General features: G+C 68.4%; 14 protein-coding genes. 10 read left to right on the forward strand and 4 right to left on the reverse strand.

Annotated features, from left to right (window positions below):
* Positions 1-36: 36 nt before the first annotated feature.
* The 3 genes from ACGFI6_RS34710 to ACGFI6_RS34720 are packed head-to-tail and all read left to right on the forward strand — an operon-like array spanning position 37 to position 3,758.
* On the forward strand, positions 37-924 hold the full coding sequence (locus ACGFI6_RS34710; protein WP_393126236.1) for a carbohydrate ABC transporter permease: 888 nt from the start codon (positions 37-39) through the stop codon (positions 922-924).
* Positions 911-1,711, forward strand: coding sequence for a carbohydrate ABC transporter permease (locus ACGFI6_RS34715; protein ID WP_393126238.1), 801 nt, complete (start codon positions 911-913; stop codon positions 1,709-1,711). The genes ACGFI6_RS34710 and ACGFI6_RS34715 overlap by 14 nt, the downstream gene beginning before the upstream one ends.
* A 10-nt stretch (positions 1,712-1,721) precedes the next feature.
* On the forward strand, positions 1,722-3,758 hold the full coding sequence (locus ACGFI6_RS34720) for a DUF4185 domain-containing protein (protein WP_393126240.1): 2,037 nt from the start codon (positions 1,722-1,724) through the stop codon (positions 3,756-3,758).
* A 54-nt stretch (positions 3,759-3,812) separates the two neighbouring features.
* Here the strand turns inward: ACGFI6_RS34720 and ACGFI6_RS34725 are convergent, their stop codons facing one another.
* Positions 3,813-4,472 (reverse strand): maleylpyruvate isomerase family mycothiol-dependent enzyme, encoded by a 660-nt coding sequence (locus ACGFI6_RS34725; RefSeq protein ID WP_393126242.1) that lies wholly within the window; start codon positions 4,470-4,472, stop codon positions 3,813-3,815.
* Entirely contained in the window at positions 4,463-5,125 is a 663-nt protein-coding gene (locus ACGFI6_RS34730) for a pyridoxal 5'-phosphate synthase (protein WP_393126244.1), read from the reverse strand. The genes ACGFI6_RS34725 and ACGFI6_RS34730 overlap by 10 nt, the downstream gene beginning before the upstream one ends.
* A 62-nt stretch (positions 5,126-5,187) precedes the next feature.
* On the opposite strand from ACGFI6_RS34730, the gene ACGFI6_RS34735 reads away from it, so the two are divergent.
* From ACGFI6_RS34735 to ACGFI6_RS34765, 7 genes are all read left to right on the forward strand, one after another.
* Positions 5,188-5,796: a CGNR zinc finger domain-containing protein gene (locus tag ACGFI6_RS34735; RefSeq protein ID WP_393126246.1), complete on the forward strand. Its 609-nt coding sequence runs from the start codon at positions 5,188-5,190 to the stop codon at positions 5,794-5,796.
* A gap of 10 nt (positions 5,797-5,806) precedes the next feature.
* Positions 5,807-6,493, forward strand: coding sequence for a VOC family protein (locus ACGFI6_RS34740; protein ID WP_393126248.1), 687 nt, complete (start codon positions 5,807-5,809; stop codon positions 6,491-6,493).
* Complete coding sequence (gene dapE / locus ACGFI6_RS34745) at positions 6,493-7,551, forward strand: succinyl-diaminopimelate desuccinylase (protein ID WP_393126250.1); 1,059 nt, start codon at positions 6,493-6,495, stop codon at positions 7,549-7,551. The genes ACGFI6_RS34740 and dapE overlap by 1 nt, the downstream gene beginning before the upstream one ends.
* Positions 7,552-7,588: 37 nt before the next feature.
* The gene (locus ACGFI6_RS34750) at positions 7,589-8,446 is read left to right on the forward strand and encodes a TIGR00730 family Rossman fold protein (protein ID WP_393126252.1); all 858 of its coding nucleotides are present in this window, start codon (positions 7,589-7,591) and stop codon (positions 8,444-8,446) included.
* 77 nt (positions 8,447-8,523) lie between these two features.
* Positions 8,524-9,669 carry a DivIVA domain-containing protein gene (locus ACGFI6_RS34755; protein ID WP_393126385.1) on the forward strand — a complete coding sequence of 382 codons (1,146 nt, stop codon included), beginning with the start codon at positions 8,524-8,526 and terminating at the stop codon, positions 9,667-9,669.
* Entirely contained in the window at positions 9,669-10,127 is a 459-nt protein-coding gene (locus ACGFI6_RS34760; protein WP_393126254.1) for an SRPBCC family protein, read from the forward strand. Before ACGFI6_RS34755 ends, ACGFI6_RS34760 begins: the two co-directional genes overlap by 1 nt.
* On the forward strand, positions 10,124-10,684 hold the full coding sequence (locus tag ACGFI6_RS34765) for a DNA-3-methyladenine glycosylase I (protein ID WP_393126255.1): 561 nt from the start codon (positions 10,124-10,126) through the stop codon (positions 10,682-10,684). Before ACGFI6_RS34760 ends, ACGFI6_RS34765 begins: the two co-directional genes overlap by 4 nt.
* Positions 10,685-10,951: 267 nt before the next feature.
* Here the strand turns inward: ACGFI6_RS34765 and ACGFI6_RS34770 are convergent, their stop codons facing one another.
* Together ACGFI6_RS34770 and ACGFI6_RS34775 are read right to left on the reverse strand one after the other, a co-directional pair.
* Positions 10,952-11,743, reverse strand: a complete 792-nt coding sequence (locus ACGFI6_RS34770) for an enoyl-CoA hydratase/isomerase family protein (protein ID WP_393126257.1) — start codon at positions 11,741-11,743, stop codon at positions 10,952-10,954.
* Between the two features lie 33 nt (positions 11,744-11,776).
* A complete protein-coding gene (locus tag ACGFI6_RS34775; protein ID WP_393126258.1) occupies positions 11,777-12,595 on the reverse strand; it encodes a PaaX family transcriptional regulator C-terminal domain-containing protein in 819 nt (272 codons plus the stop codon).
* Positions 12,596-12,642 lie beyond the last annotated feature (47 nt).

Genomic DNA, 12,642 nt, shown 5'->3' on the forward strand with positions numbered 1-12,642 from the left:
CCCACGGCTCGCACGAGGGCGAAGCCGAAGGCCGGTATGACGAGGAAACGCCGCGAGGCCCTGGCCGCGTACGCCTTCCTCGCGCCGGACACCATCGGGCTGCTGATCTTCGTCGCGATCCCGATGGTGCTCGCCTTCGGAGTCGCGTTCTTCAAGGTCGACGGCTTCGGCAACTACCAGTACGTTGGCCTGGCCAACTACAAGTTGATGGCCGGCGACGACCAGCTCTGGGCCTCGCTGAAGGTGACCGCGACGTACGTCGTCGCGTTCGTGCCGATCGCGTTCGTGGTCAGCTTCGCGCTCGCAATGCTCGTCCGCAACCACTTCAAGGGCATCGGCTGGGTACGGTCTGCGTTCTTCCTGCCGAACGTGGTCAGCCTCGTCGTGGTCGGTCTGATCTGGCAGTTCCTGCTCGTCGACAAGCGCGGTGCCCTGTCCAGGATCCTGGCCCCGTTCGGGCTCGGCGACGTGTCGTTCCTCGGTACGCCGTCACTTGCCCTCGGCACCTATGTGGTGATCAGCGTCTGGTTCCTGATGGGGTACCAGATGCTGGTCTTCCTGGCCGGCCTCAAGGACGTGCCGAAGGAGCTCGAGGACGCCGCCGCCATCGACGGTGCGGGCCCCTGGCAACGGTTCCGGTACGTGATCTGGCCGCTGCTCCGGCCGACCAGCTTCTTCGTCGTGGTGAACTCGACGATCGGCGCGGTCACCGGCCTGCAGGCGTTCGACCTGGTCTTCGTCCTGACCAAAGGTGGCCCGGCCCGCGCGACCAGCACGGTCGTGCTCTACATCTACGAGCAGGCGTTCACCTTCAACAACATGGGGTACGCCGCCGCGCTGACCACCGTGGTGGTGGCGATCCTCGTCGTCTGCACCGGACTCATGTTCGGCTTCACCCGAGGAGGTCGCTTTGACGAGGATTAGAGTCCTCCCGATCCTTGCCCATGTGCTGGCGATCGTCGCGATCGCTCCGCTGCTGTGGATCCTGATCAGTGCGCTGCGGCCGGCCGAGGACGTGTTCAACTTCGGCTGGCCGCAGCACCTGACGCTGAGCAACCTGCAGTACGTGCTGCTCAAGATCCCGATGCCGCGGTTCATGCTGAACTCGGCGATCGTGTCCGTGACGGTCACCGTGATCGCACTGTTCTTCCATTCGATGGCGGCGTACGCGCTGGCCCGGCTGCGGTTCCCGGGACGCGGCGTGATCTTCTCCGGGATCATGTCGACGCTGCTCGTGTCGCTGCCGGTGATCCTGGTGCCGCTGTTCCTGGTGGCGAAGCAGTTGGGCCTGCTGGACAGTTACGCCGGGCTGATCGTGCCGAGCATCTTCCACGCGTTCGGGATCTTCCTGCTCCGGCAGTACTACCTGAACATCCCGCGCGAGCTGGAGGAGGCGGCCGACCTGGACGGCTGCGGCTACTGGCGTCGGTACTGGAGCGTCATCCTGCCGCTCAGCCGTCCGGTACTGGCGTCGCTGTCGGTGCTGTTCTTCCTCGCGAACTGGAACGCGTTCCTCTGGCCGCTGACCATCACCCGGAACCCGGACCTGCGGGTGATCCAGCTCGGCGTCTCGGGCATGCAGGGGCAGTACGCCTCGGCCTGGAACCTGATTCTCGCGGCCGCCGTGATCGCGGCCATCCCGACCGTCGTGGTGTTCGTCGCAGGCCAGCGCCGGCTGGTCGACGCGATGAAGACCACCGGCCTCAAGTAAAGGACATGACATGAAGCGTGGGGCTTTGCTTGCTGTCCTGCCGCTGGTCTTCGGAACGGCGGCACTGCTCACCCAGTCCTCCGACGCGCAGCCGCCCGCTGCCGCGTCCACTCCGGTCGGCACCGCGCAGGTCGAGTCGAAGGGGACGCCCAGCCCGAGCGACGGCGACCTGTGGCCGTCCTGCTGGGCCGGCAACGACAAGCTCTACGCCGCGAACGGTGACGGCAAGGGCTTCTCGGTCGACGGCGATTTCGCCGACGTCGCCGTCAGCGAGATCAACGGCACGCCCGGAAACTTGTCCGGGGCAACGATCTCGAAGGGCGACCAGGTCGGCCAGATCTGGAGCGGCGCCGGGTACAACCGGAAGCCGACCGGGATGGTGTGCGTCGGCGACACGCTGTACCTCGCTGTCCAGGACCTGGCGCTGGACTTCAACGACGTACCGGCCGCGACCATCCTGAAGTCCACCGACCACGGCAAGACGTGGACGTGGGACAAGAAGAAGCCGATGTTCTCCGACCATGTGTTCACGACAATCTGGTTCGCGGACTTCGGCAAGGGCGGCGCGCTGGCGCCGGACGGGTACGTGTACGCGTACGGGCTGGACGGGAACTGGCGGGACTCGTTCGACGACACGGTCGCGGATCCGCAGAGCGTGTTCCTGGCGCGGGTGCCCAAGAACAAGGTGCAGGACCGTGGGGCGTGGAAGTTCTACACCGGGGCCGGGTGGTCGTCCCGCGTACAGGACAAGAAGCCGGTACTGACCGATACGCGACGGCTGTACGCGCAGACGTACGGGACGAACGCCTCGAACCTGAGCGTGATCAGCCAGGGCGGGGTGACCTATCTCCCGCAGCAGAAGAGATATGTCTACACGTCGTGGACGGAGTACACGTTCGAGTTCTACGAGTCGCCGACGCCGTGGGGGCCGTGGAAGCACTTCATGAGCAAGGACTTCGGCGGGTATCCGTGGTCGACGTCGAAGTACGGCGGGTACGGGGTCACGATCCCGTCGAAGTTCGTGCAGCCGGACGGGAAGACGATGTACCTCCAGGCGAACGTCTGCCCGTGTGGCGGCGGTGGGATCGGTACGTCGGTCTACAACTTCAACCTGCGCAAGCTGGTCATCAATCCGTCGTCCGGCGCGCCGGCGGCGAACCTTCCAGGCACTGACAACCTCGCTGCGCCCGCGACCGGTGCGGTCGCGATCTCCAAGTCGACGAACTCGGGCAGTCTCGCGTTGCTCAACGACGGCGCGAAGACCGGCAGCGAGTCCGACTTCGACGACGAGGTGAAGGGTGCGTCGTGGTGGGGGTACGAGTGGCCCGCGCGGCACAAGGTGAACAACGTGGAGTTCACGTCCGGTGCGGTGTCGGTCGAGGGTGGGTACTTCACCGGCCGGCCGCGGGTACAGGTCAAGCGTGACGGGCAGTGGGTCGAGGTCGGCTCGCAGACCGTGTCCCCGGCGTACCCGGGCGATGCGTCCGCGGGGGCGAACACGACCTACACAATCACCTTCCCGGCGCAGGAGACCGACGGCGTCCGGGTGATCGGTCTACCGGGCGGGACGCGTTCGTACACAACCGTGTCCGAGCTGGGGGTGCGGTTCGTGTCGCAGTTGGCGGACGGCGGCTTTGAAGGTACGGGCGGTGGCAAGCCGGCCTGGCTCTTCGAAGGTACGGCGGCCAACGGCGTCGACCGTGGACTCGGCTTCGCGCACTCAGGCGCCAACAACGGCTGGATCCGCTGCACCTGCACAGGATTCAGCGACCTGTACCAAACGGTGCCGGTCGTCCCGGGCACGACCTATACGTTCGGCTCCTGGATCAACGCGTCCGCGAACCTCCCCGCTGATCAAGGCCGGTTCGGTGTACGCAACGGATCCACCGACCTCGCCAGCACCACCTTCGGTGCCGGGACCGGGTACGTGCACCACGAAGTCACCGTGAAGGTCCCAGCAGGAGTCCACGAACTAACCGTCTACGCCGGCTTCAACGGGCCGAACAAAGACACGTTCATCCAGACCGACGACTTCACTGTGGGGTGACGGCGGCTTTCCGGAAAGAAGTTTGCGCTCAGTGCGAACTTCTTTCCGGAAAGATCACGGCCAGGGGAGGAGCTCCGGGCCGGAGATGGGTGCGGCGGTGGGGCGGCCGGCGTACCAGGCGGTGAGGTCGGTGAGGGCGCCGGTCAGACGGACCTCTTTGCCGGTGCCGTTGTCCCAGGTGGCGGTGGGGGACTGGAGGATGAGGTGCGTGTTGTCGGGGGTGCGCGCGCGGAGGAAGTCGAGTAGGTGCAGGCAAAAGTCTTCGGACCAGTCGGCCGGCGTGAACGCGAGGCCGAGGTCCGACGTGTGGATGGTGAGCTCGCGCCACGACGCCTGCAGACCCGCGGACAGGTTGCTGTTGCGGTGCAGGATCGGGAGCGGCCAGTCGGTCGGGCTCACCTTGTCCCAGCTCGCCAACAGAGCGGTGACGGCCTCGTTCAGATGGGTCCGGAGCTCGTCGGCGGAGCGGTCGGCGCCGTCGTCGATCGCCGCGTTGCGCGCGGGGCGGCCGCCGTCGTACACCTCGATGAGCCGTCCCTGGAGTGCTTCGTCGACCTGCCGCGTCATCGCTTCGGAGAAGTTCGCGATGTGGGTGATCACGTGGCCGCGCGACCAGCCCGGGAGGACCGAGTCGCCGCGCGCGGTCGGGTCGTCGAGGTCCGCGGTCAGCGCGAGCAGCCGGTCAGCCATCGTCCGTACGTCGTTCAGGGCCACAGCAACTCCTTCGTCCAGGTGTCTTCAAGGCGGTCCTCGAAGCGGTACTGCAGTCGTACGTGGCGGCGGTCGGGATCAGCCTGCCAGAACTCGACCTCGTCGGCGCGCAGCGTGTAGAGCGTCCAGTTCGGCGCGACGAGGTCGGGGTCGAGCGCGATCCGGTCCTGTTGTTCCTTGACCGCGGCGTCGATGTCGGCGCGGTCCGCGAGTACGGCGCTCTGCCGCCCGACGAGCGCCTCCGCGCGCGCCGCGACCGGTCGGAGCAGGAAGTCGCGCGCCGACTCCTCGGGTGCGGCGGGCGTGACTCGACCGGTGACGCGGACCTGGCGACCGAGCGAGATCCAGTAGAACGTCAGGGCGGCGTACGGCGAGGTCGCCAGCTCCTGGCCCTTGCGGCTGGTCGCGGACGACGCGAACTGCCAGCCGTCGGCGGTGACGTCCTTGAGGATCAGCACCCGCGCGCTCGGTCGGCCGTCCCCGCGCACCGTCGAGAGCGTCGCGGCGCACGGCTCGGTGACACCTCCGTCGATCGCCGTCAGCAGCCAGTCGACGAACAACTCGTACGGCGTCGCCGGAGCCTGCAGCGGGTCCCACTCCGGCGGCGTCCCGGTCAGAGTCGGCACAGCGCGCAATCGCGCCCGAAGATCACTCACGCCCGGAACCCTAAGCGACACATTCACACGCCAGCAAGCGGATATCCCGTTAGTATCGTCCAATGAGCACGTTGGCCCTCGCCCTGGCCACCACGATCAAGCACGACGGCCACGGCGGCATCGCAGACCTCCTCTCAACCCCCGAGGACACGACCGCCTGGCTGACCGAGCACGTCCTGGGCCCGACGTCTGCGACGGATGTGGGGAGGTTCTTGCCCCCGATTCAGGAAGAAATCCTCCCCAACATCGACAAGGCATGGCGGGAGCTGCTGCGCGTGCGGCGGGCTGTACGGGCCTTGTTTGCGCGGGCCGTGGCGCCGGGGGCTCCTAGTACGGCGGATGCTGACCGGCTGATGGACGCAGGCGAAGCGCTCCAGCTCGTGAATGCGGCGGCGGATCTGCTCGGGACGACCCACCTGGAGTGGGTCGGGGAGCCGACGGTGCGTTGGGCCTACCGCACCGAGGACCCGGTCGCCTTGCTGATCGGTGCGGTCGGCCGATCGACGATCGACTTCCTCACCGGCCCGGATCGGGAGCGGTTGCGGGCGTGCCCGGCCGCGCGCTGCGTGAAGTACTTCCTGCAGGACGATCCGCGGCAGCTGTGGTGTTCGTCGAGGTGCGGGAACCGCGAGCGGGTGAACCGCCACTACCGCAAACGCACCGCCGGATAGCCTGTGCCGCATGAGCATTTCCCGGTTCAAGGACCTGTGTGTGGATGTCGCGTCGCCGAGTGAGATGGCGGCGTTCTGGGGCGGGGTCCTCGGTCTGACCACGCCTGCGGACAACCCGGGCGTACTGGTCGGCGACGTACCGGAGAAGACCGTCTGGATGTGCAAGGTCCCGGAAGCCAAGACGGTCAAGAACCGCGTCCACCTCGACATCATCACCGGTCAGCTCGCGGACCTGGAGCGCGCCGGCGCGAGCATCCAGGTGCCGGAGACGGAAAAGCAGCCGTGGACGGTCCTGCAGGACCCGGAGGGCGGCGACTTCTGTGGATTCGTCCGCGACACGGTACCGGCGTACCGGCTGATGGAGCTCGTGGTCGACTCGGCCGACCCGGAGGCGCAGGCGCGCTGGTGGGCCGGCGTGGTCGGCGGCGACCTCTCGAGCCGGGAGGGCGCGCCGTACCACTGGCTCGAGAACGTGCCGGGTCTCCCGTTCCGGTACTGGGTGTTCGTGCCGGTCCCCGAACCGAAGACGGTGAAGAACCGCGTGCACTGGGACGTCACCGCACCCGCCCTGCAACCGATCCTCGACGCCGGCGCCACCCTGCTGCGGCCCAAGGACGACGAGATCGGCTGGCACGTCTGCGCCGACCCCGAAGGCAACGAGTTCTGTGTATTCCTCCCACCCACCAAGGAAGCCTGATGGATCTGACCGTCCCTGCACCTGACCTGACCGAGACGCTGGTGAACATCTCCTCGGTCAGCGGCACCGAGGAACCGCTGGCGGATCAGGTGGAGCAGGCGCTCGCGGCGTACGCGCATCTGAAGGTCTTCCGGCACGGCAACACCGTCGTCGCGCGCACCGACCTCGGCCGCGCCGAGCGGGTGGTGATCGCCGGTCATCTCGACACGGTGCCGCTCAACGACAATCTCCCGGCCCGGCGCGCCGACGGACTGATCCACGGGCTCGGCGCCTGCGACATGAAGGGCGGCGTCGCGGTCGCGCTCCGCCTCGCCGCGACCCTCGACGCGCCGAACCGCGACATCACCTACGTCTTCTACGACTGCGAGGAGATCGAGGCGGAACGGAACGGCCTGTTCAAGCTGACCCGCTCCAACCCCGAGCTGCTCGACGGCGTGTTCGCGGTCGTGATGGAACCGTCGAACGCCGTCGTCGAGGCCGGCTGCCAGGGCACGATGCGGATCGAGGTCACGACCCGCGGAGAGCGTGCGCACTCGGCCCGCTCGTGGATGGGGTCGAACGCGATCCACGCCGCCGGCGAGGTGCTCGCGCGGCTGCAGGCGTACGAGCCGCGCCGGGTCCCGATCGACGGGCTCGAGTACCGCGAGGGGCTGAACGCAGTCGCGATCACCGGCGGGGTCGCGGGCAATGTCGTACCGGACCTGTGCACGGTGACGGTCAACTACCGGTTCGCGCCGAGCCGCTCCGAGGCGGAGGCCGAGGCGCACCTGCGCGAGGTGTTCGAGGGGTACGACGTCGTGGTCACGGACTCGGCGCCGGGCGGGCTGCCCGGGCTCGAGCGGCCGGCCGCGGCGGCGTTCCTGCGGGTCGTGGGCGGACAGCCGCAGCCGAAGTTCGGGTGGACGGACGTGGCCCGGTTCACGCTGCTCGGCGTGCCGGCCGTGAACTACGGACCTGGTGACCCGCTGTACGCGCACAAACAGGACGAATTCGTACCGGAGGCCGAGATCGAGCTGTGTGAACAGCGGCTGAGGAGTTGGTTGACAGACCGCGCCTGAACAGGCTGAGTTACCGGTCAGGCAATAACCTGGACACATGTCAGAACCATCGATCCACCCCGACCGCCCGGTCGGCCAGCAGCAGCGCGGGCCGATCGTGATGCGCCGCAAGCAGGTGCAGCACTCCACCTCGGAGCAGCGGCTGCTGGACAGCCGCGGCCCGTCGGACTGGGTGCACACCGACCCGTGGCGGGTGCTGCGGATCCAGTCGGAGTTCATCGAGGGATTCGGGATGCTCGCCGAGCTCGGGTCGGCGATCAGCGTGTTCGGGTCCGCGCGGACCAAGCCCGACGACCCGATGTACGCCGCCGCCGAGGAGACCGGGCGGAAGCTCGTCGAGGCGGGGTACGCCGTCATCACCGGCGGTGGTCCGGGCGTGATGGAGGCCGCGAACAAGGGTGCGTCCGAGGCCGGCGGCGTGTCGGTCGGGCTCGGCATCGAGCTGCCCTTCGAGAACGGCCTGAACGAGTGGGTCGACATCGGCATGAACTTCCGGTACTTCTTCACCCGGAAGACCATGTTCGTGAAGTACGCGCAGGGCTTCGTGGTGATGCCGGGCGGGTTCGGCACGCTCGACGAGCTGTTCGAGGCGCTCACGCTGGCGCAGACCCGGAAGGTCACCTCGTTCCCGGTCGTGCTGTTCGGTACCTCGTACTGGGGCGGTCTGGTCGACTGGCTGCGTTCGACGATGCTCGCGGACGGGAAGATCTCGGCCGCCGACCTGGAGATGTTCGTGGTCACCGACGACGTCGACGAGGCGATCAGCTACATCGTCAAGGCCGGCGAGCTCGCCGACACCGCGGCCGCCGAAGCCGCCGCCGAGGCAGCCCGCGAGGTCGGCGCCGCGGAGGACGAAGCGGCTCGCGAGCACCGCCTCGGCTCGGACGGGAGCTGAAGATCCCGCGTGCGCGAGCGCGCAGAGGCCGGGTGTTTCGCGGTTGACTCGTCCGGCATGGCACGATCGGACCCGTGATGTGGTTCTTCGGGCTGATCGTGGTGCTGTTGATCGGGGCTGTCGCAGTAGTGGCCTCGGGTCGTTGGGGTGCCATGGGTGCGGTGTACGACGACCGGCCCGACATGACCGTGCCGGCGCGGCAGGCGCTGACGTCCGTCGACATCGAGTCGGCCCGGTTCGCGGTCGGCGTCCGCGGCTACCGGATGGACGAGGTCGACACGCTGCTCGAACGCGTCGCCAAGGAGGTCGCCGAGCGCGACCGCCGGATCGCTGACCTCGAGCGTGCGGTCGCCCCGATCGTCGAGTCGCCCGAGGGTCACAGCTTCACCTCCAGGCCGTACGACACCGCCGACTTCGACGACACCGGCACCCAGCAGCCGATCCTCGTCGGCGGCGACTTCCCCGACCCCGAGGCCGAGCTGCCGCCCGCGGAAGACCCCGAGCCCACCACCCCACCAGCTACGCCGGCACCCGAAGCCCTCGCTACGCCGAACGCCGAGGTGGAGGACGAGGACGACGAGCCGCCGACGAGCGAGCTGCCCCGGGCCTCGCGACAGGCCGCCGACGAGTACGAACGGCTGCAGGCCGAGGCCCGCGCCGTACTCGAAGCCCAATCGCAGCCCGGACCTCCGCGCCGCATCCCCGCGCCCGCACACCCGACCCCCGACGACCACTCCACTCCGCAGGAACCTGCGCCGGAGCAGTCAGCGGATGCGCCGCAGGTCGAGGGCGTAGGAGAACAGCCGTCGGTGCACTGGACCTCGGCCCCGCCACCCCAGCAACCGTCCCCGGCCACCGAGCCCCAGGCGCCCAACCTCCAGAACAGCGCCCCTCAGGATCCCGAGCCCCAGGACAACGAGCCCCAGAACCCCGAGCCTCACGCCCAGCATCAGCAGCCCCAAGAGCCGGAGCCTCAGGCCGAGCAGCCGGAAGCCCACTCCGAGGGTCCCGAGCAGTCGCCGCAGCCGTCGTATGAGCAGTCGTCGCAGGCGGCGTCGTACGAGCAGCACACCCAGCAGCAGGCGGGGCATGCTCCGGCCGAAGGAAACAGTGCGGGAAACAGTGCGGGGAACGGGGCTGTCGAGGACGAGGGTGGCGAAGGCTGGCGGTTCTGGCCGCCGGCTGACCAGGACAGCGACGGGGCCTACCAACGGCCGAGCTGATGGACGGGCCAGGGAGCTGTCACGCCGAGGCGTCGGTCGAGTTGCCGCTCGCGCCCGACCAGGCGTGGGACGTGGTGATGGACTGGGACCGCCAGTCCCGCTGGATGCTGTTCACCCGAGTCTGGGCGACGCAGAACGGCGGCGAGGGCGTCGGCGGGGGAGTCGCGGCGCGTACTTCTGTCGGTGGCATCGGGTTCACTGACGACATGGTCATCACCCACTGGGATCCACCGCGCGACTGCACGGTGAAACACTTCGGCAAGATCGTCCGCGGCACCGGCACGTTCACCCTCGAGCCCCGTACAACCGGTGGGGCGTCGGGCAGTGCGTTCACCTGGGCGGAGGATGTCGTGCCGCCGTTCGGCCGGCTCGGGGTGCTGGCGTGGCCGGTGGTCCGTCCGGCGTTCGAGGTGCTGATGCGGGTTTCGCTGCGCCGGCTGATCAAGGAGATCCAGTGACTGTCATCGGCCCCGACGGGCAACCGCGTTGTGACTGGGCGACCTCCGCGCCGGAATACATCGCGTATCACGACAACGAGTGGGGCAAGGAGATCCGCAACGACGTCGCACTGTTCGAGCGGATGACACTCGAAGGATTCCAGTCCGGCCTGTCCTGGATCACCATTTTGCGCAAACGGGAGAACTTCCGGGCCGCGTTCGCGCAGTTCGACCCGGAAACGATCGCGAAGTTCGGCGACGACGACTTCGAGCGATTGATGGCCGACCCCGGCATCGTCCGGAACCGGCTGAAGATCAACGCCACGATCTCGAACGCCCGCGCGCTGCTCGAGCTCGACGACGGCGAGCTCACCGAGCTGCTCTGGTCGTTTCGGCCGGCGAAGCGCAAGATCCCGCGGACGCTCGCCGACGTACCGGCCACCACGCCTGAGTCGGTGGCCATGTCGAAGGCGCTCAAGAAGAAGGGATTCGTGTTCGTCGGACCCACTACGGCGTACGCGTTGATGCAGGCGACAGGCATCGTGAACGACCATTTGAAGACCTGTATAGCCCGGTAATCTCGTGCACGTGCATCTGCAAAAGGCAGCTGCAAAAGGCTCTTTGGCGAAATCCAAAGACAAACGGCTGAACGAGTTGTGCTCCGGGCACAGAACGTGATGTGGTGTTCAGCGGGCTCCCCGACTGTCAGGTGGTTGTCCGGCCGTGACTCGCCCGGCCGGAACGCGGTCGTGGAGCCCACCAAACTTTCTCCCGGGCACCGATCCGGGACGTCCTGCCTGTAATCGCTTACGTAAACGATTACAGGCAGCTGGATGCCGGTGAGGTCAGCGGCCGGTGAAGCTCGGCTTCTGCTTGGCGACGAACGAAGCGACGGCGTTGTGGTGGTCCTCGGTCCCGCCGGTCAGCTGCATCTTCCCCGCCTCGAAGGCGAGCGATTCGGCGAGCGTGTGGCTCGCGGAGTAGGACAGGGATTGCCGTACGGCGCCGTACGCGACCGTCGGGCCGGCCGCGAGCTTGGTGGCCAACTCGGCGACGGCAGCGTCCAGGTCGGCGGCCGGGACGACGGACGAGGCCAGGCCTAGGTCCAGCGCCTCGGCGGCCGGGACGGTACGGGGGAAGTAGAGCAACTCGAGCGCCTTGGCGTGACCGATCAGCCGGGGGAGCGTCCACGAGATTCCGGTGTCGCAGGACAGGGCGATGCCGGTGAACGCGAGATTGAAGCCGGCCGTGTCCGCAACCAGCCGAAAGTCGCACGCGAACGCCATCGACGCCCCGGCCCCGGCCGCCACGCCGTTCACCGCCGCGATCACCGGCTTCGGCATCTCGGCGAGCGCCTGCGCGATCGGCGCGTAGTGGTCCGGCACCGTGCTCCACAGCGCCGCTTGGTCGTTCGCCTGCAGCAGCCCGATGTGCTCCTTCAGGTCCTGCCCGACGCAGAACGCGCGGCCGGTGCCGGTCAGTACGACGACGCGCACGGCCGGGTCGTCGGCCGCGGCCCGGACGGTGTCGCGGAGCAGCACCTTGGTCGGCGTGTCGAGCGAGTTCATCGCGTCCGGCCGGTTCAGCGTGATGGTCGCGACCCCCGCGGTGACGGCGTACGTGACGGAATCACTCATCGTGCTCAGCTCCTTGACTGTCAGTGAGGTATTTCAGTGCTGTGTCAGGCAGTCGTCGACGAAACGCCCGGCCGCGGGGCTCAATCGTTCGGCGTGGAAATCGAAGAACGCGGCCGCCTTCGTCCCGGCCCAGTCGGCCGGCAGCAACTCGTCCGGCAGCCCCGGATCGCGGAACAGGAACTTGCGCCATTCGTGCACCAGCTCCGACCGCACGGCGAACGCCTGCTCGTCGCCGGTGTCCGGGCCGGCGCCGTCGACCAGCGCCTTCGCCTCGATCAGCCAGGCCTCGTACGACCCGCCGAGCTCGTCCAGCTTCCAGACCCGGCGGGCGAACGCAGGAGCGCCGGCGTCGACCGGTGCCCGGAACCGGTCCGCGGCGATGGCCTCCATGCCGAGGATCTGGTCCACCTCCGCGTCGTTGCGCAACCCGACCCACGCGCCGTCGGACAGCGGAGCCCAACCCAGGAAGGAGAGTTGGCTCGCCAGCTGCTCGCGGCGCCGGGCGTTCGGCACCTCGCGGAGGATCCCCAGGTGCCAGTGCCGGTCCCAGTCGCCCGGGCCCTCCGAGCCGGTGGCCACCGGCGTGCCGTCCGGCGCGGTCCGGTAGATCCGCGCGGCGGCGTCGTCGAGCCGGCGACGCGCCCGGGAGGTCAGGCCGTACCCGGGCTGTCCCTCGATCCGGACCGACTCCAGCCAGCCCTGCCGGACCATCCGGGACACGGCCGTCCGGACCGCCGGCGGATGGACGCCGAGCGGCGCGAGCAGCCGGACTAGGGCCGCGACCGGAGCCTGCGCGCCGCGGGCGCGCAGGTGGTCGCCGTACAGGTCGAAGAGGGCTGATCGGGCGTGCACAAGACTCGAGTCTGCCGTATGGTGCACGGCTCTGGCCCGGGATCGGG

This window comes from Kribbella sp. NPDC048928 (assembly GCF_043197975.1).
Classification (GTDB): domain Bacteria; phylum Actinomycetota; class Actinomycetes; order Propionibacteriales; family Kribbellaceae; genus Kribbella.

Excerpts from the sequence above, each read along its gene's own strand:
- ACGFI6_RS34740 (WP_393126248.1), top strand. The coding sequence starts at position 5,807 with ATGAGCATTTCCCGGTTCAAGGACCTGTGTGTGGATGTCGCGTCGCCG.
- ACGFI6_RS34770 (WP_393126257.1), bottom strand. The coding sequence starts at position 11,743 with ATGAGTGATTCCGTCACGTACGCCGTCACCGCGGGGGTCGCGACCATC.
- ACGFI6_RS34710 (WP_393126236.1), top strand. The coding sequence starts at position 37 with ATGACGAGGAAACGCCGCGAGGCCCTGGCCGCGTACGCCTTCCTCGCG.
- ACGFI6_RS34755 (WP_393126385.1), top strand. The coding sequence starts at position 8,524 with ATGTGGTTCTTCGGGCTGATCGTGGTGCTGTTGATCGGGGCTGTCGCA.
- ACGFI6_RS34760 (WP_393126254.1), top strand. The coding sequence starts at position 9,669 with ATGGACGGGCCAGGGAGCTGTCACGCCGAGGCGTCGGTCGAGTTGCCG.
- ACGFI6_RS34720 (WP_393126240.1), top strand. The coding sequence starts at position 1,722 with ATGAAGCGTGGGGCTTTGCTTGCTGTCCTGCCGCTGGTCTTCGGAACG.
- ACGFI6_RS34735 (WP_393126246.1), top strand. The coding sequence starts at position 5,188 with ATGAGCACGTTGGCCCTCGCCCTGGCCACCACGATCAAGCACGACGGC.
- dapE (WP_393126250.1), top strand. The coding sequence starts at position 6,493 with ATGGATCTGACCGTCCCTGCACCTGACCTGACCGAGACGCTGGTGAAC.
- ACGFI6_RS34750 (WP_393126252.1), top strand. The coding sequence starts at position 7,589 with ATGTCAGAACCATCGATCCACCCCGACCGCCCGGTCGGCCAGCAGCAG.